The 20,643-nt window shown below is 68.3% G+C and carries 18 protein-coding genes; 14 read left to right on the plus strand and 4 right to left on the minus strand.

Going from position 1 to position 20,643, the window contains the following annotated elements:
* The 3 genes from VNJ47_01700 to VNJ47_01710 all read left to right on the plus strand — a co-directional run.
* Nucleotides 1-1,222, plus strand: a 1,222-nt coding sequence (locus tag VNJ47_01700) for an NAD-dependent succinate-semialdehyde dehydrogenase (protein HXG27549.1), incomplete at its 5' end; no start/stop codon positions are given.
* On the plus strand, nucleotides 1,222-1,845 hold the full coding sequence (locus VNJ47_01705; protein ID HXG27550.1) for a hypothetical protein: 624 nt from the start codon (nucleotides 1,222-1,224) through the stop codon (nucleotides 1,843-1,845). The genes VNJ47_01700 and VNJ47_01705, both read left to right, overlap by 1 nt.
* Nucleotides 1,846-1,869: 24 nt before the next feature.
* Nucleotides 1,870-2,940, plus strand: a complete 1,071-nt coding sequence (locus tag VNJ47_01710; GenBank protein HXG27551.1) for an SMP-30/gluconolactonase/LRE family protein — start codon at nucleotides 1,870-1,872, stop codon at nucleotides 2,938-2,940.
* Between the two features lie 57 nt (nucleotides 2,941-2,997).
* On the opposite strand, the gene VNJ47_01715 is transcribed toward VNJ47_01710, so the two are convergent.
* Nucleotides 2,998-3,291 (minus strand): RNA-binding protein, encoded by a 294-nt coding sequence (locus VNJ47_01715; GenBank protein HXG27552.1) that lies wholly within the window; start codon nucleotides 3,289-3,291, stop codon nucleotides 2,998-3,000.
* 317 nt (nucleotides 3,292-3,608) lie between these two features.
* Nucleotides 3,609-4,748 carry a hemolysin III family protein gene (locus tag VNJ47_01720; GenBank protein HXG27553.1) on the minus strand — a complete coding sequence of 380 codons (1,140 nt, stop codon included), beginning with the start codon at nucleotides 4,746-4,748 and terminating at the stop codon, nucleotides 3,609-3,611.
* 125 nt (nucleotides 4,749-4,873) lie between these two features.
* Between VNJ47_01720 and VNJ47_01725 the strand changes: the two genes are divergently transcribed.
* Complete coding sequence (locus VNJ47_01725; protein ID HXG27554.1) at nucleotides 4,874-6,379, plus strand: DEAD/DEAH box helicase; 1,506 nt, start codon at nucleotides 4,874-4,876, stop codon at nucleotides 6,377-6,379.
* A gap of 57 nt (nucleotides 6,380-6,436) precedes the next feature.
* Here VNJ47_01725 and VNJ47_01730 read toward each other — a convergent pair whose 3' ends face one another.
* Both VNJ47_01730 and VNJ47_01735 read right to left on the minus strand, forming a co-directional pair.
* A complete protein-coding gene (locus VNJ47_01730) occupies nucleotides 6,437-7,246 on the minus strand; it encodes an SDR family oxidoreductase (GenBank protein ID HXG27555.1) in 810 nt (269 codons plus the stop codon).
* Between the two features lie 145 nt (nucleotides 7,247-7,391).
* Complete coding sequence (locus VNJ47_01735; protein HXG27556.1) at nucleotides 7,392-8,126, minus strand: sulfite exporter TauE/SafE family protein; 735 nt, start codon at nucleotides 8,124-8,126, stop codon at nucleotides 7,392-7,394.
* Between the two features lie 67 nt (nucleotides 8,127-8,193).
* Here VNJ47_01735 and VNJ47_01740 point away from each other — a divergent pair, with 67 nt between their 5' ends.
* The 10 genes from VNJ47_01740 to VNJ47_01785 all read left to right on the plus strand — a co-directional run bounded on the left by VNJ47_01740 (nucleotide 8,194) and on the right by VNJ47_01785 (nucleotide 20,587).
* The gene (locus tag VNJ47_01740) at nucleotides 8,194-9,759 is read left to right on the plus strand and encodes a cation:proton antiporter family protein (protein ID HXG27557.1); all 1,566 of its coding nucleotides are present in this window, start codon (nucleotides 8,194-8,196) and stop codon (nucleotides 9,757-9,759) included.
* Between the two features lie 30 nt (nucleotides 9,760-9,789).
* Complete coding sequence (locus tag VNJ47_01745) at nucleotides 9,790-10,386, plus strand: TetR/AcrR family transcriptional regulator (GenBank protein HXG27558.1); 597 nt, start codon at nucleotides 9,790-9,792, stop codon at nucleotides 10,384-10,386.
* A gap of 25 nt (nucleotides 10,387-10,411) precedes the next feature.
* A complete protein-coding gene (locus tag VNJ47_01750; GenBank protein ID HXG27559.1) occupies nucleotides 10,412-11,653 on the plus strand; it encodes an alpha/beta fold hydrolase in 1,242 nt (413 codons plus the stop codon).
* Nucleotides 11,654-11,782: 129 nt separating this feature from the next.
* A complete protein-coding gene (locus VNJ47_01755) occupies nucleotides 11,783-12,406 on the plus strand; it encodes a TetR/AcrR family transcriptional regulator (protein HXG27560.1) in 624 nt (207 codons plus the stop codon).
* 22 nt (nucleotides 12,407-12,428) lie between these two features.
* Entirely contained in the window at nucleotides 12,429-14,828 is a 2,400-nt protein-coding gene (locus VNJ47_01760; GenBank protein ID HXG27561.1) for an MMPL family transporter, read from the plus strand.
* A 43-nt stretch (nucleotides 14,829-14,871) separates the two neighbouring features.
* Nucleotides 14,872-15,663: an outer membrane lipoprotein-sorting protein gene (locus VNJ47_01765; protein HXG27562.1), complete on the plus strand. Its 792-nt coding sequence runs from the start codon at nucleotides 14,872-14,874 to the stop codon at nucleotides 15,661-15,663.
* A gap of 113 nt (nucleotides 15,664-15,776) precedes the next feature.
* The gene (locus VNJ47_01770) at nucleotides 15,777-16,841 is read left to right on the plus strand and encodes a hypothetical protein (GenBank protein HXG27563.1); all 1,065 of its coding nucleotides are present in this window, start codon (nucleotides 15,777-15,779) and stop codon (nucleotides 16,839-16,841) included.
* Entirely contained in the window at nucleotides 16,838-18,247 is a 1,410-nt protein-coding gene (locus VNJ47_01775) for a hypothetical protein (GenBank protein HXG27564.1), read from the plus strand. The genes VNJ47_01770 and VNJ47_01775 overlap by 4 nt, the downstream gene beginning before the upstream one ends.
* Nucleotides 18,248-18,452: 205 nt before the next feature.
* Nucleotides 18,453-19,154, plus strand: coding sequence for a YebC/PmpR family DNA-binding transcriptional regulator (locus VNJ47_01780; protein ID HXG27565.1), 702 nt, complete (start codon nucleotides 18,453-18,455; stop codon nucleotides 19,152-19,154).
* Nucleotides 19,155-19,171: 17 nt separating this feature from the next.
* On the plus strand, nucleotides 19,172-20,587 hold the full coding sequence (locus tag VNJ47_01785; GenBank protein HXG27566.1) for a cytochrome P450: 1,416 nt from the start codon (nucleotides 19,172-19,174) through the stop codon (nucleotides 20,585-20,587).
* The last annotated feature ends 56 nt before the right edge of the window (nucleotides 20,588-20,643 follow it).

Below are 20,643 nucleotides of genomic sequence, written 5' to 3' on the forward strand. Positions count from 1 at the left end.
CCGCATGCTGGCGCTGGCGCAGCGGCTGCGCGCGCGGCGCGAGGACTGTGCCGCGCTGATGACGGCGGAGATGGGCAAGCCGATCGCGGCGGCGCGCGCCGAGATCGACAAATGCGCCTGGGTCTGCGAGTACTACGCCGCGCATGCGCAGCAGATGCTGGCGCCCGAGCCGGTCGCGACGGAAGCCGAGCGCAGCTTCGTGGCTTTCAACCCGCTGGGCGTGATCCTGGCGGTGATGCCGTGGAATTTTCCCTTCTGGCAGGTGTTCCGTTTCGCCGCGCCGGCCTTGATGGCGGGCAATGCCGCCTTGCTCAAGCACGCCTCCAACGTCACCGGCTGCGCGCTGCTGATCGAGGAACTGGTGCGCGAGGCCGGTTTCCCCGAGCACCTGTTCCGCACGCTCCTGATCGGCAGCCGCCAGGTCGAGGCGGTGATCGCGCATTCGCGCGTGATGGCCGTGACCCTGACCGGCAGCGAGGCGGCCGGGCGCGCGGTGGCGCGCGCCGCCGGCGAATGCCTCAAGAAGACCGTCCTCGAGCTGGGTGGCAGCGACGCCTACATCGTGCTCGAGGATGCCGACCTGGAAGTGGCGGTCAATGCCTGCGTCGCCGCGCGCCTGGTCAACACCGGCCAGAGCTGCATCGCCGCCAAGCGCTTCATCGTGGTGGCGCCGGTGCTGGAGGAATTCGAGCGCCGGGTGGTGGCGAAGATGCAGGCCGCGGTCATGGGCGACCCGCGCGACGAGAAGACCCAGCTCGGCCCGCTGGCACGCGTCGACCTGCGCGAGCAGCTGCACGAGCAGGTGCAACTGAGCCTGGGGCGGGGAGCACGGCTGCTGCTGGGCGGCGAGATCCCGGACGGGCCCGGCGCGTTCTACCCGGCCACGGTACTCACCGACGTGCAGCCCGGCATGCCGGCGCATGACGAGGAGCTGTTCGGGCCGGTGGCGGCGATCATCCCGGTGCACGATCAGGCCGAGGCGCTGCGCGTGGCCAACGACTCGGACTTCGGCCTCGGCGCTGCGGTGTTCACCCGCGACCTGGCGCGCGGCGAGCAGCTGGCGGCCGAGGCGATCGAGGCCGGCTTCGTCGCGGTCAACGACTTCGTGCGCTCTGACCCGCGCCTGCCCTTCGGCGGCATCAAGCTCAGCGGCTATGGCCGCGAGCTGTCGCACTTCGGCATCCGCGAATTCGTCAACATCAAGAGCGTGTACGTAAAGTAATGGCACGGAAAAACAGGGGACACTGGCTCGCTGCGCTGGTTCTGCTGGCGGTGGGTGCGGCCGGCGGCGCATGGCTGGCGCGCCACGCCCTGCCGGCGCTCGGGCTGGACGAGCGGCCGCCGGCCCGCGCAACGGACGGCGACATCCGCACGGTGGATTTCCGCAACTTCACCTACGCCGTGTACTGCGTGAGCGAGGACGGCCGGCCGATCGAGATCACGGTACGCGACGGCGAGTTCCGGCGCGAGTCGGAGCACGATCCGCTGCTGTTGAACGTGCTGTCGGTCAGCTATGGCGACCTGACCGGCGACGGTGCGCCGGAGGCGGCCGTGGCCACCGGCTGCAACACCGGCGGCACCGGCCAGTTCACCGAGGGGCTGGTGTACACGATGCGCGGCGGCCAGCCGGTGCTGATCGGGCGCGTCGAGGGCGGCGACCGCGCCTTCGGCGGCATCGCCAGCCTGGCGATCGAGCGCGGCCGGCTGGTGGTCGAACGCTATGCCACCGACGAGGACGGCCCGGCCTGCTGCCCGCGCTATATCGACACCACGCGCCTGCGCTGGGAGGGCGCGGAGCTGGTGCCGGAGGGCGGCGCCGTGCGCCGCCCGGCGCCCAATGAATGAACCATGCCCGATGCGGAGGGACGTATGAAAAAAGTCACGCTTGTCCTGGTGCTCCTGCTGGCTCTGCTGCTGGCTTACCTGTTCTTCTGGCCGGTGCCGATCGAGCCGGTCGCCTGGCAGGCACCGCCGGCGCCGAAGCTGGAAGGCCCGTACGCGGTCAATGACTACCTGGCCGGCGTCGAGCGCATCGGCGAGGGCGCCGGCATCGGCCCCGAGGACGTGGATGTGGACAGCGAGGGCCGCATCTACGGTGCCTATGCCGACGGCAAGATCCGGCGCTTCGACGCGCAGGGCAAGCCGCTGGATGACTTCGCCGACACCGGCGGCCGGCCGCTGGGGCTGGACTTCGCCGCCAACGGCATGCTGCTGGTCGCGGACGCGAAGAAGGGGCTGCTGGCGATCCGTCCCGACGGCGGCCTGCGCGTGCTGTCCACCGAGGCCAATGGTGTGCCGTACAAGTTCACCGACGACGTGGATGTCGGGCCGGACGGCATGATTTACTTCAGCGACGCCTCGGACAAGTTCGGTTACGGCGAGCACATGGCCGACATCCTGGAGCACGGCGGCCGCGGCCGCCTGCTCCGCTACGACCCGCTCGCCGACCAGACCACGGTGCTGCTGGACGGGTTGAACTTCGCCAACGGCGTGGCGGTGAGCCGCGGCGGCGACTTCGTGCTGGTCAATGAAACGGGCAGCTACCGCATCCTGCGCTACTGGCTGAAGGGGCCGAAGGCCGGCCAGCATGACGTGTTCTTCGACAACCTGCCCGGCATCCCGGACGGGGTGTCCTGCAGCGACGCGGGCGTGTTCTGGGTGGCGCTGTACTCGCCGCGCTCGAAGGATCTCGACCGCATGAGCGACAAGCCCTGGATGCGCAAGCTGGCCATGCGCCTGCCCGAGGCGCTGCAGCCCAAGCCAGCCCGGCACGCCTTCGTGCTGGGGCTGGACGAGAACGGCAAGGTCATCCACAACCTGCAGGACGCAGGCAAGAATGCCTACGCCCCGATCACCAGCGTGGAGCAGGAAGGTGACTGGCTCTACCTGGGCAGCCTGACGCAGCCCAGCATCGGCAGAATCAAGGCGCCCTCACCCTGAGCGGGTGAAGGCGAAACCGCCCGGGCTCGCGCCCGGGCGGGCTTCAATCCCGGTGTCTTACCAGGACGCGCGACGCGGGCCGCGGCCGCGGTCACCGCCGCCACCGCCCTGCTTCGGCTGGGCCTCGTTCACGCGCAGGCCACGGCCACCCATCTGGTGCCCGTTCAGGCGCTCGATGGCCTTGGAGGCATCCGCCCCCTCCATCTCCACGAAACCGAAACCGCGCGGGCGGCCGGTCTCACGGTCGGAGATCAGCTTCACCGAGTGCACGGTGCCGTGCTGCGAAAACAGGCTGCGCACCTCTTCCTCGGTGGCGGAAAACGGCAGATTGCCAACATAAATCGTCTTCATCGCGAAAGGCTCCTCAACGAGTCGTCAAAGACTCAACATGGACGGTAAGCGCGCGTCCCGGAAAACCGGGGTGGGCACGGCCGGGACGGCACGCAGACACAGGTCGACCCCCTGCGGACGCAACGGCCACAGCTGCAGGCAGGCGCACAGGTTCAGACGGGGCGGTAAGCCGGGTATGAAAGCGAGTGAGCAGGCCAAAAGCCTGGCGGAAGTCGGCGGGGAGCAGAAGGGAAGGGTCCTGAGTCGAGTCGTATTATCCCAAAGGCCAGCCGAGCTTACTCCAATCCTCGGCGGCTGTATATGGGGCAGCCCCGGGCTCAGCCGGCCGGCCCGGCGTCCGGCTTGGGCGGGATGGAATAGGTGCCGGTGACATGTGCCACCAGCGTATCGTCGGCGGCGGAGCGGATCTCGACCTCCATCACGGCCAGGCGCTTGCCGAGCTTGAGCAGGCGCCCCTGCGCCACCAGGTCGGCGGGCGGCGGCTTGGACAGGAAGTTGAGCGTCATGTTGGTGGTCACCGCCAGCAGCTCGGGCCCGAGAGCGGCCATGATCTGCGCGTACATGGCGGTGTCGGCCAGCATCATCATGACCGGGCCGGAGATGCTGCCGCCGGCGCGCAGCTGCTTCTCGTTGTACGGCAGGCGCAGGGTCACGGCCGACTTGTCGGCGCGCTCGACCTTGAAGTCGAAGAACTCGGCCACGCCGACGGCGCCCTTGATCAGCTGTTCGATCTCGCCCACCGGCAGCTGGCTGCGCAGCGCCCGGGCGAAGGCGATGCGGCGCGCCTCGCCGGCGATCTCCCAGATGAAGTACCAGTGAAAGCCCAGGCCGACCAGCACCGCGACGTGGAACAGTTCATGCGGCCCGACCACGCCCGGCAGCGGTATCGGCCAGCGCAGGAACTCGATGATGGCGCCGACGCTGTAGGCCACGCCGCCCCAGAGCACCGGGCGGATGAAGCCGTAGCCATAGCGGCGCCACAGCTTGATGCCCGACAGCAGTCCCAGCCAGCCGAAGCCCAGGTACAGCGCCAGCCCCAACGCCTCCGAAATGGAATGGAAGAAGACGGTCTTGATCGTGATGGCGATGCCCACGCCCAGCCACAGCAGCAGGATGAAGCCCCAGCGCCAGATCCCCGTGAACAGGATGCCGTGGGCGGCGGTGAAGGTGCCGGCGATCAGCACGAAGATCGCGGCATGGTCCAGCCGCCGCAGCACCTCCTCGCGCGCGAAGCCTTCACCGAGCAGGTGGTACACGCCGCTCATGGACAGCAGGAACAGGCTCGAGACGCCGAACACCCACAGGTACAGCTGGCGCCAGCCGCTGCCGCGGCCGTGGTAGAGCAGGAAGGGCAGCGCCAGGCCGAACAGGGCATTGCCGACGATCAGGTGGCTGATCGAGCTGAAGGGCTCGGCAAAGCCGGGAATGGGCGTGATGGGCGTCATCGCGGCGGCCATGATACACTGCGCGCCTTTTTCGCCAGCCCCCGGCACTGTCTTCATGGGGGTACCGGCCGCAGGCGCGGCCGTCAGCGCGCGTTGCGTACGCCTGAACCACCCCGTCCCCTTCAGAGGTTTTTGTCTTGAATTTCTCCGATTTCGATTTCCACCCGCAGGTGGCCGCGGGTGTGGCCGCGCTTGGCTACGTCACCCCGACCCCGATCCAGGCCCAGGCCATCCCGCACGTGCTGGCCGGCCGCGACGTCCTCGGCCTGGCCCAGACCGGCACCGGCAAGACCGCGGCCTTCGCGCTACCGATCCTGCAGCGCCTGGTCAATGGCCCGCGCGGCCACGTGCGGGCGCTCGTCATCGCGCCGACCCGCGAGCTGGCCGAGCAGATCCACACGGCCTTTCGCGAGCTCGGCCGCGACACCGGCCTGAAGAGCGCCGCCATCTACGGCGGCGTCGGCCATGGCCCGCAGCGGGACCGCCTGCGGCGCGGCTGCGAGATCGTGGTGGCCTGCCCGGGGCGGCTGCTGGACCACATCGAGCAGGGCGGCATCGCGCTGGCCGCGCTCGAGGTGCTGGTGCTGGACGAGGCCGACCACATGTTCGACATGGGCTTTCTGCCCACCATTCGCAAGATACTCAAGCACCTGCCGTCCGAGCGGCAGACGCTGATGTTCTCGGCCACCATGCCGCCGGACATCCGCAAGCTGGCGCAGGAAGTGCTGCGCGCACCGACCACGGTCGAGGTGGCCAACACGCAGGCCGCCGACACGGTGACCCACGCGCTTTACCCGGTGGCGCCGCACCTGAAAACCGCACTGCTCAAGGCCATGCTGGCGCATACCGACACCGGATCGGTGCTGGTCTTCACCCGTACCAAGCACCGCGCCAAGCGCATCGGCCAGCAGCTGGCCGCGGCCGGCTACAAGGCCACCTCGATCCAGGGCAACCTGTCGCAGAATCGCCGGCAGGAGGCGATGGACGGCTTCCGCAGCGGCAAGTACCGGATCATGGTGGCGACCGACATCGCCGCGCGCGGCATCGACATCTCGCAGGTGTCGCACGTCATCAACTACGACATCCCGGATACGCCCGAGGCCTATACCCACCGCATCGGCCGCACCGGCCGCGCGGCGCGCACCGGCGACGCCTTCACTTTCGTCACGCGCGAGGACGAGGACAACGTGCGGATGATCGAACGCAAGCTCGGCCAGCGGATCGAGCGCAAGCAGCTGGAAGGCTTCGACTACGACGCGCCGCCGCCGTCCGGCGACGAATTCGCGCGCCCGCCGCGGCAGCCGCACCACCGGCCACGGCACGAGTCGCAGGGCCAGCCGCGCGGCCCGCGTCACGGACACCGGCATCCGCGCCAGGGCCGGCCGCACCCGGCGCAGCCGCAGATCGGCGTGTACCAGCGCCCGCCCAGCCTGGATGATTTCGAGGGAAACCAGGCCGAGCCGGAGTACGAAGTCAACGGCAACAGCGTGGACTACCGCCCGCGCCAGCCACAGCCCGCACACCGTCAAGGCCATGGCTGGCAGCGCGGTCAGGCTCAGAATCAGGGCCGGCGGCGTGGCGAAGGCCAGCGCGGCGGGTTCGGTGGTTTCGGCCGCCGTCAATCGCGCGATGGCAACCGCTAGTCATGCGTTTCGCGCCAGCAGGCGGCCGCCCTCGACGAGCAAGCGCAAGACGGAACCTCAGCCTGCTTTGCGCAAGCGCTGTTTCCTGAGCCCCTTTTTTCGCAGCGAGTCCAGCAGCAGCGCGTTCAAGTCCGGGAAGGCGGAGGCCAGCTTGGCCAGCCAGCCGCGGCCGCCCGGGAGCATGACTTCCAGCGGCGCCTTTTCCAGCACCCGGCCGAGGATCACCCTGGCCACGTCCTCGACCGTCAGCAGGCGGTTGCCGGAGAAGGTCATCGCCGCCTGCTCGTAATCGATTTGCAAATCCAGCATCGGCGTCTGCACCGCGTCCGGGCAGACCACCGTCACCTTGACGTCCCTGGGCACCAGCTCCTGCGCGATGGCGAGCGTGAAGCCGCGCACCGCGAACTTGGAGGCGCTGTACAGCGACAGGCCCGGGATCGGCGCGATGCCGGCCAGCGAGGCGATGTTGACGATGTGCCCCCCGCCCTGCCCCAGCATCTGGCGCGCCGCGGCGTGCGTGCCGTGAATCACGCCCTTGGCGTTGACGTCGAGGTGGAAATCCACATCCGCCGGCCCGCCCTCCTGCACCCAGCCCGGCCGGATCACGCCGGCCACGTTCAGCAGTACGTCCACCCTGCCCCAGCGCTGCGCCATCTGCTCGATCAGCCGCTGCCACTGCGCCGCATCGCGCACGTCCTGGGTTTCGATCCACAGTCGGTCGCCCGCGGCGCAGTCCTGCCGCAGGGTGTCGAGACCCGCCTGGTTACGATCGGTGGCGAGCACGCGTGCGCCGCGCTTGAGGAGCTCGGCGGCGAGATGGCGGCCGATGCCCGAGGCGGCGCCGGTGACGAAATAAGTCTTGCTCATTGCGGCCCCTTCAAGGGTTAAAGGCTGAAAGAATGGAACAGGATTAACAGGATGTTTCAGGATACTCAGGATGATTTCCGTTTTGAAACAAAAAATGCCTGTCCCATTCATCCTGTTCAATCCTGACGATCTTGTTCTATTTCTTCTATGGGCCCATCAAGCCCGTCATGCCGTCGTACAGCAGCTTGGTCGCGAGCACGCCGAGGATGACGCGGAACAGCCCGACGAAGCGTGCCTCGCTCAGCCGGCCATGCACGCGGCTGCCGACCAGCGTGCCAAGCACGACCGCCACACACATCGGCAGCAGCAGCGGCCAGTGCTCCGGGATGCCGAAACCGACGCTGGCGAAGGCGATGATCTTGAGCAGGTGCGCGATCGACTGGCACACGGCCAGCGTGGCGATGGTGGTTTCCTTGCGCCAGTCGCTGCGCAGGAACAGCGGCGCGATCAGCGTACCGGTGGCGCCGACCAGCGAGCCCAGCCCGCCGGTGATCGCGCCGGCCGCCACCATGCCGGCGCGCCCCTCCAGCCGCAGCCACCTGAGCCAGATCGGCCACAGCGTCAGGTAGATGAAGGCCGCCATCAGGATCAGCAGTGCGTGCTCGTCGGCGCGCGCGATCAGCGGCGCCACCACGAAGGGCGCCGGCACCGCGCCGAACAGGAAGTCGCGCAGCGCGCGCCATTCGACATGGCGCAGGTAGGCCAGCGTGCGCGAGAAGTTCGACACCAGCTGCACGCCGGCATGCACCGGCACCGCCACCGTGGGCGTCAGGCCGACGGCGTACATCGCGGCGATGAGGATGGTGCCGCCGCCGATGCCGGCCATGCCGGACAGCGTCGCGGACAGCAGCGCCACCAGGGTGAGGACGGCGGTCAGCATGCGCCATTGTAGCCATGCACCCCGCGGCCGGTTGTCGGCGCGCCCCCTCAGCCACCATAGTTGACGTATGGAAGCGCTCGCGCTCGCCGTCGCCTTCGCGCTGGGACTGCTGTTCCAGCAGCTGCGTATCCCTGCGCTGGTCGGCTACCTGGCGGCGGGTTTCGCGATGCAGGGCCTGGGCTTCACCGGCGGCGCGCTGCTGGAGCAGGCGGCGCACGTCGGTGTGCTGCTGTTGCTGTTCAGCGTGGGGCTCAAGCTGCGGTTGCAGTCGCTGATCCGGCCCGAGGCCTGGGCGGCGGGCCTGCTGCACCTGGTGATCACCACGGCCCTGCTGGGGACCGCGCTGCATGCGCTGGCCGGCTTCGACGGGCGGCTGGCGGCGCTGCTGGCGGTCACCCTCGGCTTTTCCAGCACCGTGCTCGCGGCCAAGGTGCTGGAGGAGAAGAAGGAACTGCGTGCGTTCCATGGCCGCGTCGCCATCGGCATCCTCATCGTGCAGGACCTGGTGGCGGTCGCACTGCTGGCGACCCTGGATGCGCATCCGGTCTCCTGGTTCGTGCTCGGGCTTGCGGCCCTGCCGCTGTTGCGGCCCCTCCTGTGGAAGATGGCCGACCATATCGGCCATGACGAGCTGTTCCTGCTGTTCGGCCTGCTGGTGGGCGTGGTCATCGGCGGGATGGGCTTCGAAAAGATGGGCCTGAGCGCGGAGCTGGGTGCCCTCGTCATGGGCATGCTGCTGGCGGGCCATCCGCGCGCGGTGGAGCTGTCGGGCGCGCTATGGGGCCTCAAGGAAGTCCTGCTGATCGGCTTCTTCGTCCAGATCGGCGTCACTGGCGTGCTGACGCTGGAATCGCTCGGCGTCGCCGCCCTGCTATGCCTCGCGCTGCCGCTGCAGGCGGCATTGTTCTTCGTCATCCTGGTGCTGTTCCGCCTGCGCGCGCGCAGCGCCTTCCTGGCCTCGCTGGCGCTGGCCACCTACAGCGAGTTCGGCCTGATCGTCGCCAGCCTCGCGGTACAGCGCCAGTGGCTGGCGGCCGACTGGCTGGTGACGCTGGCACTGGCCCTGGCGTTGTCCTTTGCGCTGGCGGCGCCGCTCAACCGCGTGGCGCACTGGCTGTATGGACGCTTGGAGCCCTGGCTGCGGCGTTTCGAGCTGCAGCAGGAACATCCCGACGAGCAGCCGATCCGGCTCGGCCGTGCGCAGGTGCTGATCATGGGCATGGGGCGCGTGGGCAGTGGCGCCTACGATTACTTCACCGAGCATGACCTGCGCGTCGTGGGGCTGGACTCCGACCCCGGCAAGGTCGAGCAGAACCTGCGCCGCGGCCGGCGCGTGCTGTATGCCGATGCCGAGGATCCGGCGCTGTGGCAGCAACTCGACATCGAGGGCGTCCGTGCGGTGGTGCTGGCGATGCCGGATTTCGAGGCCAAGCGCATCGCCACGCAGCAGCTGCGCAAGCGCGGCTATCGCGGGCACATCGTGGCGACCAGCAATTTCCCGGACGAGGCGCGCGCGCTGATGGAGGCGGGCGCCAACCATACGGCCAACAGCTTCTACGAGGTGGGGGCGGGCCTGGCCAGCCATATCTGCGAGGACTGGGCCGAGAAGAAGGCCGAGGACACCCCTGCTTGACAATACGAACGATCGTGCTATAAATGAATCATGCGTAAAGGCGAACAAACCCGCCAGGCCATCCTCGACCAGGCTGCGCGCGTGGCCAGCCGGGTGGGGCTGGCCGGCCTGACCATCGGCACCCTGGCCGAACAAACCGGGCTGTCCAAGAGCGGACTGTTTGCGCATTTCCAGTCCAAGGAGGCGCTGCAGCTGGAAGTGCTCAAGCACGCCAGCGAGCGCTTCATTGACCTCGTGATCCGGCCGGCGCTGGCCGCGCCGCGCGGCGAGGCGCGCCTGCGCGAGCTGTTCGAGCGCTGGCTGACCTGGTGCAGCGGCGATGCGCTGCCCGGCGGCTGCCTGTTCTTCGCGGCCGCGGCCGAGCTGGACGACCAGCCCGGCCCGGTGCGCGACCGGCTGGTGCGCGACCAGCAGGATCTCCTGGACTCGATCGTGCAGATGTTTCGCGGCGGGGTGACGGAAGGGCAGTTCCGCGCCGACGCCGATGCCGAGCAGTTTGCGCACGAGCTGCAGAGCCAGATGCTCGGCTACAGCTACTACTGCCGCCTGATGAAAGATCCCGCCGCGGAACGGCGGACGCGCAAGGCCTTCGAGACCCTGCTCGCGGCCGTCCGGCGCCCGCACTAACCCACCCCGAAGAAGGAGATGTGCCATGCCCCAAGCCAGCAAGGTTTCACCTAAAAATAGCACGATCGTTCGTCCTTATAAGAATGCCACCGCCGCCGCCCTGCGCCATGGCTTCGGTACGCTCGAGCGCCTGGCACCCGGACTCGGCGCCCTGTGGGCGGAACGGCTGTGGTTTGCGCGCCCGCCGCTGCCGCCCGGCGCGCTGGCGCCGCCGGACGGATTGCCGCCGGGCGCGGCCTTCGAACTGGAGTTGCCGAGCGGCGTACTGCGCGGGCAGAGCTGGGGGCAGGGTCCCAACGCCTATCTGGTGCACGGCTGGGGTGGCTGGGGCCTGCAGCTGTCCGGCTTCATTGCGCCGCTGCTGAAGGCGGGTTTTCGCGTGATCAGCTTCGACATGCCCAGCCACGGCGCTTCCGACCCGGGCCGGCTGGGGGCGCGTGCCGGTACCCTGCCGGAGTTTGCCGAGGCGCTGGCCGCCGTGGTGGGCGCCCAGGGACCGGCGCACGCGCTGATTGCGCATTCCATGGGCGCGACCGCGGCCGCCAGCGTCTTGCGCGAGGGCGTGCCGGCCGCGGCCGCGGTGTTCATCTCGCCGATGGCGGATCCCGTTCAATACACCCACGCCTTCGCGCAGCGGTTCGGCTTCGGTGAGCAGACACGCGCACGGCTGCAGCGCCGCGTCGAGGCGGTCGAAGGCCTGCCCATGGCCTACTACAACGTCCCGCGCATGGCGCGCGACAGGCGCATGCCGCCGCTGCTGGTGGTGCATGACCGCGCCGACCGGGAAACACCGTGGACCGATGGCGAGGCGATCGCCCGGGCCTGGCCGGGCGCGCGCCTGCTCAGCACGCAGGGACTCGGCCACCGCCGCATCCTGGCGGACGCGGACGTGATCCGCTCCGTGACCGGGTTCGTGCAGTCGGTGGATGTGCAGGCCGCGCCGCCACGCAAGGCGGATGTCCCGGCGGCGCGCAGTGCCGGTGCTACACGCGCGGCCGTGCTGGCGACATTGCTGGCGGGCCTGTGGGTCGCAGGCGCCGCGTTGATGGCAACGCCGGCCCGTGCGCAAGAGCAGGCACCGGAGCAGTCGCGGGAAGTGGAGGCTGCGGATGCTGCCGTCGAGCCCACGCCCGCCGTCGGACCCATCGACGAGCCTGCGGAGGACACCCCGGCTGCCCGAGCGGCACAACGGCGTGAGGCGCAGCGTCGCCTGCGCGACGAGCTGCGCGGGCTGTCAGGCTATGGGTTTATCCTGCCGACCCCGTAAGTCACTGATCCAATAGATGACTTGCCGGGTAATTGACAAATCGAAAGCTGCATACATACTAGTCGGTATGTTGCGTCGGGGTAAGCCCGGCGCCATACCGACTCCAGTATCCGCCTGCACGGAAACGCTATGCCCGCCCCAACGCCCAGACGCTCGCCCGATCTCACGCGCCAGAACCTGCTGGCGGCGGCGTTCAACGAAATCCACCGCAACGGCTTTCGTGGCGCCAGCCTCGACGCCATTCTGGCTTCGGCCGGCGTGACCAAGGGCGCGCTGTACCACCACTTCGGCAGCAAGCAGGAACTCGGCTATGCCGTGGTCGAGGAGATCATCCGGCCCTATGTCGAGGAAAACTGGAAGCCCGCCGCCCAGGCGCCCGACATGATCGAGGCCGCCATCGAGCTGTGCAAGCGCCTGACGCGCGAGCGCTCGGAGATGGGGCTGGCCTACGGCTGCCCGTTCAACAACCTGATCAACGAGATGTCGCCGGTGGACGAGGGCTTCCGCGAGCGGCTCAGCGCCATCCTGCGCGACTGGCGCGCGGGCGTCAGCCAGGCCATTGCGCAAGGACAGGCCCGCGGCACCGTCCGCAAGGACGTGGACCCGGCCGCCGCCTCCGCCTTCATCATCTCCTGCATCGAGGGCTGCGTCGGTATGGGCAAGGCGCAGCAGTCGCGCGAATTCCTGGAGGCCGGCTTCCGCGGCCTGATCGACTATCTCGAACACCTGCGGCCCGAGCCGCACGAACGCTGAATCCCGTTGCCGGAGTTCATCCATGAACGCCACTCGTCTCTCCCGCTACGAACAGGCCGTGGTGCGCTACACCGAGTGGCTGCTGCGCCACCGCTGGCTGGTGCTGCTGCTCTCGCTGCTGCTGATCGGCGGCCTGACCGCCGGTGTCAAGAACCTGAAATTTTCCACCGACTACCGCGTGTACTTCGGCAAGGACAACCCGCAGCTGCTGGCCTTCGACGAGGTGCAGAACGTCTACAGCAAGAACGACAACATCCTGCTGATGTTCGAGCCGAAGGTGGGCGATATCTTCCAGCCGCGCTTCCTCGAGGCGGTGCGCGCGTTCACCGAGGACGCCTGGAAGCTGCCCTATGCCTCGCGCGTGGATTCCATCGCGAATTACCAGCATACCGAGGCCAACGGCGACGACCTGCGCGTGCAGCCGCTGATCGGGCCGGACGCCGAGCTGACGCCGGAGCGTCTGGCCTGGATGCGGCAGATCGTGCTCAAGGAGCCGCTGTTGGTCGGCCGCATGGTCTCGCCCACGGGCCACGTCACCGGCATCAACATCAACTTCACCTTCCCGCCGGTCGAGCAGCAGACACAGAAGGAACTGCCAGCGGCGGTGGCCGCGACGCGTGCGCTGCGCGACCGCTATCTCGCGGAATATCCCGAGATCGGCGGCATCTACATGACCGGCTCCAACATGATGTCGAACGCCTTTACCGAGGCCTCGCGCGCCGACATCCAGACGCTGGTGCCGCTGATGTACGCCGTCATCGTGCTGGTGATGGCGCTGCTGCTGCGTTCCGGCTGGGCGACGCTCGCCACCATGGCCGTCGTGGTGATCTCGGCGGTGGCGGCGATGGGGGTGGCCGGCTGGATGCACATCCTGCTGACGCCGCCGTCCGCGGCCGCGCCGCAGATCATCACCACGCTGGCGGTGGCCGACTGCGTGCACATCTACACCACGACCTTCGCGCTGATGCGCGCCGGCCGCAGCAAGGCCGAGGCCATCGTCGAATCCATGCGCGTCAATTTCACGGCCGTGTTCCTGACCTCGGCCACCACCGCGGTGGGCTTTCTGTCGGTCAACTTCACCGACTCGCCGCCGCTCAAGGACCTGGCCAACATCGCCGCGATTGGTGTGATGCTGGCCTGGTTCTTCGCGATCTTCACGCTGCCCGCGATGATGGCGTTGCTGCCGGCACGCGTGCCCAAGGCGCGGGACACCGAGAACTCGCGGCTGACTCGCGCGATGGATGGCATCGCGGATTTTGTCATCCGCCACCGCAACCCGGTCTTCTACGGCACGCTCGCCATCACGCTGGCCTTCAGCGCGCTGGCGTTCAAGAACGAGGGCAACGACCTGTTCGTGCACTACTTCGAGCCGAGCATCAAGTTCCGCACCGACTCCGACCACGTGTCCGAGAACCTGACCGGGCTGTACTCGATGGAGTTCTCGCTCCGCTGCGGCACCAGCGAGTGCGTCTCCGACCCGGAATACCTGCGCAAGCTGGACGCGTTCGCGCAATGGTGGCGCAGCCAGGACAAGGTGCTGCACGTGTTCACCGTCTCGGACATCTACAAGCGCCTGAACAAGAACATGCACGGCGACGATCCGGCCTACTACCGCCTGCCGGAGCAGAGCGATCTGTCGGCCCAGTACCTGCTGTTGTACGAGCTGTCTCTGCCGTTCGGACTGGACCTCACCAATACCATCAATCAGGACAAGTCGGCGACACGCTTCATGGTGTTCTTCAAGCACTTGAAGTCCAAAGAGACGCGAGCGGTCGAAGAGCAGGCGGTGCAGTGGCTGCGGGAGAACGCGCCCGAGCTGGAAACCCACGGCGTGTCGCCGGCGGTGATGTTCGCGCACATCTCCAAGCGCAACCTGGAGTCGAACTTCACCTCGCTGCCGGTTTCGCTGGCGATCATTTCGCTGCTGTTGCTGCCGGTGCTGCGCAGCTGGCGGCTGATGCCCGCTTTCCTGCTGCCCAACCTGCTGCCGCTGGGTGTCGGCTTCGGCGTCTGGGCGCTGATCTCAGGCGAGGTCAACTTCACCATGGCGATCGTGCTCAACATGACCGTCGGCATCATCGTGGACGACACCATCCACTTCATGACCAAGTACCTGCGCGCGCGGCGCGAAGAGGGCATGGCGCCGGAGGCGGCGGTGCGCTACGCCTTCCACAACGTCGGCGTCGCGCTGCTGGTGACCACATTGATCCTGGTGGCCGGCTTCTCGATCCTGGCGCAGTCGGCCTTCCTGCCCAACAGCGGCATGTCCATCCTGACCGCGATCACGGTCAGCGTGGCGTTGCTGATCGACCTTCTGCTGCTGCCGGCCATGCTGCTCAAGATCGACCGCGTGCGGGCGCCGGCCGCCGAAACCCTTCCCGTTTCCCAGGAGATGAGCCATGAAGTTCTCGCCAGCAAGTGACACGCTTGTCCGTCATCCCGGCGCAAGCCGGGATCCAGCGCCTTTGAAGGCGCTACCCGGCCTGATTCTCGTCGCACTACTTGCAGCGGCCGTCGCGCTGCCGGCCGTTGCCGAGACGCCGGAGGAGAAGGGGCTGGCCATCGCCAAGGAAGCCGACCGTCGCAATACCGGCTGGGGCGACAGCAAGACCACGCTGGAGATGATCCTGCGCAACAGGCAGGGTGAGGAAAGCCACCGCAAGCTGCGTGCGCGGGCGCTCGAGGTCGCCAACGACGGTGACAAGAGCCTGATCATTTTCGACAACCCCAAGGACGTGCAGGGCACGGCGCTGCTGACCTTTTCGCACAAGGTCGCCGACGACGACCGCTGGCTGTACCTGCCGGCGGTCAAGCGCGTCAAGCGCATCGCGTCCGACAACAAATCCGGCCCGTTCATGGGCAGTGAGTTCGCCTATGAGGATCTCGGCAGCCAGGAGGTCGAGAAGTACACCTATAAGTACCTCCGGGATGAGACGCTCGATGGCCAGGACTGCTTCGTGACCGAGCGCTACCCGGTGGACAAGAACTCCGGCTACACCCGCCAGGTCGTGTGGATGGACAAGGCCGAGTACCGCCCCCTCAAGATCGAGTTCTACGACCGCAAGAGCAGCCTGCTGAAGACGCTGACCTTCGGCAGCTACAAGAAGTACCTCGATCAGTACTGGCGCCCGCTCGAGCTGAACATGGTCAACCACCAGACCGGCAAGAGCACCACGCTCAAGTTCGGCGAATACCAGTTCAGGAACGGCTATACCGACCGCGACTTCGACCAGGCCAGCCTGAGCGCGGCGCGCTGACGGCCGTCATGACCGGCGCCGCCGCAATGCGGGCTGCCGCCGTTTGTGCGGGCTTGGTCTGTGGCGTTGTCCTGTCATTCGCGATGGCGGACGCGGCGGCCGACGGGTGGGCGGTGGACACGAGGCTGCATGGGCTGCCGCTGCGCACCACGGTGGACAGCGAACTGGCCCAGTATTGCCTGACGGATTACCTGCAGGGCCGCCGCACGCGGCCGGATTACGACGTCCGGCTCGACGCTGCGCGGCAGCGGCTGGCCGCCGCCGTGACCCACGATGCGCTGCTCGAGATCGCGCAGGCGGCCTCGCCCGATACGGCCACGGCGTTTTTTGCCGACGCCCTGCTGGCGGATGCGCGCAATCACGCGTTGCGGCTGCGCTTCGAGCAGGAACTGGCTGCCGCACAGCGCGGCGACGCGCCGCTGCCGGCAGCCCTGCGCCAGGATGTACTGATCCTGCTGGTGCCGGGCTGGCTGTACATCACCCAGCCGGAAACCGGGGCCGACTTCGCGCGCGCCCGGCGGGTGCTCGACGCGCAGGGGCTTGAGCATCACCTAGTGCGCACGCAGGAGAGCGGCACCATCGAGGACAACGCGCGCATCATCGCCGACGAGATCGTCCGCTTGAGCGGCCAGTACCGCGCCCTGCTTTTGGTCAGCGCCAGCAAGGCCGGGCCGGAGGTGGGCGAGGCGCTGAGCCTGCTGGAGCGCGAACAGCGCAGCCATGCGGCGCGCACCTGGGTCAACATCGGCGGCATCCTGCAGGGCAGCCCGCTGGCCGACTGGGCCGCGCGCTGGCCGCAGCGCGCGGCGGTCGGGCTGCTGGCGCCTTTCAAGGGCTGGACGCTGGCCAGCGTGGACAGCATGCGCACCGTGCCCAGCCGCGCCCGTTTCGAACGCTGGCGGCTGCCGCCGCGGCTGCGCGTGGTGAATTATCTCGGCGTGCCGTTCTCCGGCGACATCACGCGCGGCGGCCGTTTCGGTTATCGGCGCATCCTGCCGCAGGGCCCGAATGACGGGCTCACGCTGCTGCTCGACGCAGTGGCGCCGGGCAGCGAAACGCTGGTGCAGCTGGGGCTCGATCACTACTATCTGGATCCGCGCATCGACCAGAAAACCGCGGCGCTGGCGCGCCTGCTGCTGCGCGAGCTGGAAAAAGCGGAAAAAGCGGGGTCAGAATGAAGTTTTCGCCCCGAAAATTTACTCTGACCCCACTTTTCCTGCTGCTGGCGCTGCCCGTGTCGGCCGAGGAGAGCGGTGACGCGGGCCTGACGCGCAAGTTCAGCGGCAACGTCACGATCCAGGCGCTGTATTTCCCCAACGACGCCACGCAGCGCGAGCAGTACGACGGCGGCAACCTGTCCCTGAGCGTGGAGCCGGAGCTGTATCTTGAGTGGGCCGGCGGCAAGCAGAGCTTCACCTTCACGCCCTTCGCGCGCCTCGACCAGCACGACGACGAACGCAGCCACGCCGACATCCGCGAGCTGTACTGGCGCCGCAGCGCGCAAGCCCACGAGTGGCGCGTCGGCGTGCGCAAGGTTTTCTGGGGCGTGACCGAGTCCCAGCACCTGGTGGACGTCATCAACCAGGACGACTTCATCGAGAACATCGACGGCGAGGACAAGCTCGGCCAGCCGATGATCAACCTGGCGCTGATCCGCGACTGGGGCACGCTCGACCTGTTCGTGCTGCCGTATTTCCGCGAGCGCAGCTTCCCGGGCGGGGAGGGCCGCCTGCGCCCGGCGCTGCCCGTGGACAGCGGCCATCCGCAGTACGAATCAGGCCGCGAGGAGCGGCACGTCGATGCCGCGCTGCGCTGGGCCCGGAGCATCGGCCAGTGGGACGTCGGCCTATCTTACTTCGACGGCACCAACCGCGACCCGCGCCTGCTGGTGAATCCCGGCGCGCCGCGGCTGGTGCCGGATCCGTCCACGCTGCCGCCGATCTGCCTCATCACCCCTTCGCTGCCGCAATGCCAGGTCACGGTGTTCTTCCCCAGCGCGGAGCTGGTGCCGCGCTACGACCAGGTACGGCAGCTGGGGCTGGACGTGCAGGCGATCTTCGGCGGCTGGGCCTGGAAGCTGGAGGCGATCCGCCGCGAGAGCGACTTCGAGAAATTCACCGCCATCGCCGCCGGCTTCGAGTACACCTATGTCGGCGTGTTCGGCACGCAGATTGACGTCGGCATGCTCGGCGAGTACCTGTGGGACAGCCGCGGCCGGCTGGACGAGGACTCGCAGCAGGCCTTCGCCCAGCGCCGCATCCAGAGCGGGCAGGGCTTCACCCCGGCCGAGGCGATGGCGCTGGCCGGGCTGCAGCCGAAGAACTTCTCGCCGTTCGAGGATGATGTTTTTCTCGGCACACGTATCGCCTTCAACGACGTGCAGAGCAGCGATATCCTCGCCGGCGTGATCGTGGACCGCGAAACGCATGCGGTGTTCGGCAGCATCGAGGCCAACCGCCGCCTGAGCGACCACTGGAAGCTGTCGGCGGAGACGCGCTTCTTCAGCGGCCTGGACGAGCTCGACCCGCTGTACGGCTTCCGCGAGGACGACTACCTGCTGATCGACCTGATCCGCTACTTTTAGCCTTTGACCCCCTCCCCCTTGATGGGGGAGGGCGGGGGTGGGGGTGAACGATTCGCCGGCGGCTATCATCTTTCCGCGCTGGCCTACCGCGACTGGGCGCGGCAGCTGGCCGATCACCTGCCCGCACCGGCGCGCTGAGTACAATAGGCGCCAGCCGTCCGGCCGGTGGCCGCCGGGCGGGTCCCTCCCGAGACAGGTGATTGCCATGGGCGCACAGTGGAAAACCAAGATCAAGGAAGCGACGGCCAACGCCAAGGGCCGCATCTTCTCCAAGCTGTCCAAGGAAATCATGGTCGCGGCGCGCGCCGGCGCCGACCCGGCCATGAACCCGCGCCTGCGCATGGCGATCGAGCAGGCCAAGAAGGCCTCCATGCCGAAGGACAACATCGAACGCGCCATCAAGAAGGGCGCCGGCCTGACCGGCGAGGCGGCGCAGTTCGAGAAGGTCACGTATGAAGGCTTCGCGCCGCACCGCGTGCCGGTCATCGTCGAGTGCCTCACCGACAACGTGAACCGCACCGTGTCCAGCATGCGCACGCTGTTCCGCAAGGGCCAGCTCGGCGCCGCCGGCTCGGTGTCCTGGGACTTCGACCACCTCGGCATGATCGAGGCGCTGCCGGCGAAGCCGGACGCCGATCCCGACTTGGCCGCGATCGAGGCCGGCGCCAGCGACCTGGAGCCGGGCGAGAACGGCGCCATGCTGTTCTACACCGCGCCGGCGGAGATGGACGCCGTCAGCCGTGCATTGCCCAACTACGGCTTCACCGTGCAGTCCGCGCAGTGGATCTACCGCTGCAGGAATCCGCTCACGCTGGGCGGGGCCGAGCGCGCAGAAGTTGAGGCCTTCCTGCAAGCCATCGACGAGGACGACGACGTGCAGAACGTCTACGCGGGGCTGGCGGGGTAGTCGTTATCCGCGTTGCCATGTCCGTCGCCGTTCCCGCTCCGGTCCGCGAGATTGCCGAGCTGCCCGCGCCGCCGGGCTGGCCGCTGGTCGGCAACGCCTTCCAGCTCAATGCGCCGCGCATCCACCTGATTTTCGAGGACTGGTGCCGCAAGTACGGCCCGCTGTTCCGTGTCCGCCTGGGGCGCATGGACGTGGTGGTCGTGGCCGATACCGCGCTGATCGCGCAGGTGCTGCGCGAGCGCCCGGAGCATTACCGCCGCGGTTCGCTGGTGTCGCGGGCCATCGAGGAGATGGGCGTCACCAACGTCTTCCCGGCCGAGGGCGAGGACTGGCGGCGGCAGCGGCAGATCTGGAACCGCGCCATGGGCGCGCAGAAGCTCAAGACCTTTCACCCCGAGCTGTTCGAGGTCACCGGCCGGCTGCTGAAACGCTGGCGCGCAGCCGCGGCCGCGGACACGGTCATCGATGTGCAGCGCGATCTGATGCTCTACACCGTGGACGTGACCATGCGGTTCGCGCTCGGCCACGATTCCAACACGCTGGAGCAGCCCGCCGGCGCGATCCAGCGCCATCTCGACAAGATTTTCCCCGCGCTCGGCCGGCGGATTTCCTCGGCCATTCCTTACTGGCGCCTGTTCAAGCTGCCGCAGGACTATGCGCTGGAGCGCGCGCTGAGGGGCGCCTACGACGAGGTCAGCGCGCTGATCGCGCGCGCCCGCGCGCGCATGGCGGCGAACCCGGCGTTGCGCGAGCATCCCAGCTGCCTGCTCGAGGCCCTGCTGGCGGCGCAGGAGGCCGAGGGCACCCAGCTCAGTGACCGCGAGCTGTTCGGCAATGCGGTGGGCGCGCTGCTGGCGGGCGAGGACACCACGGCCAACACGCTCGCCTGGATGATCTATTACCTGGCGCAGGACGCCGACCTCCAGCATCGCCTGCAGGCGGAAGCCGACGCGGTGCTGGGCGAAGGCGAGCTGCTGCGCGAGGCGGCGGATTACAACCGGCTGCCGCTGGTCGATGCGGTCATGGGCGAGGCCCTGCGCCTGAAGCCGGTGGCGCCGTTCATCTCCGCCGAGACCAACGTCGAGGTCATGCTGGGCGACCTGCGTATTCCCGCCAACACCCAGCTGTTCCTGCTGACGCGCATGGGCGGGATGAAAGAATCCGAATACCCGCAACCGGACAAGTTCCTGCCCGACCGGGGCTGGGCACATGCCAACGATCCGGGGGCCGTGCGCCCGAGCATGCCCTTTGGCTACGGCCCGCGCATCTGCCCCGGCCGCGTGCTGGCGACCTCCGAGATCCGCGCGGTGACGGCGATGCTGGCACGCAATTTCAGCGTCTCGCTCGCGCCCGGCCCCGGGCCGGTGAGCGAGCGGCTGGCCTTCACCCTGATGCCGGTGAACCTGCGGGTGCGGCTGCAGGCGCGCGGCTGAGGCACGGCGGCCCGCGCCCGTCTAGACTATCGGCGTGAACCACTGGGGGGATTCAT

Source organism: Nevskiales bacterium, from assembly GCA_035574475.1.
In the GTDB taxonomy this organism is placed as follows: domain Bacteria; phylum Pseudomonadota; class Gammaproteobacteria; order Nevskiales; family DATLYR01; genus DATLYR01.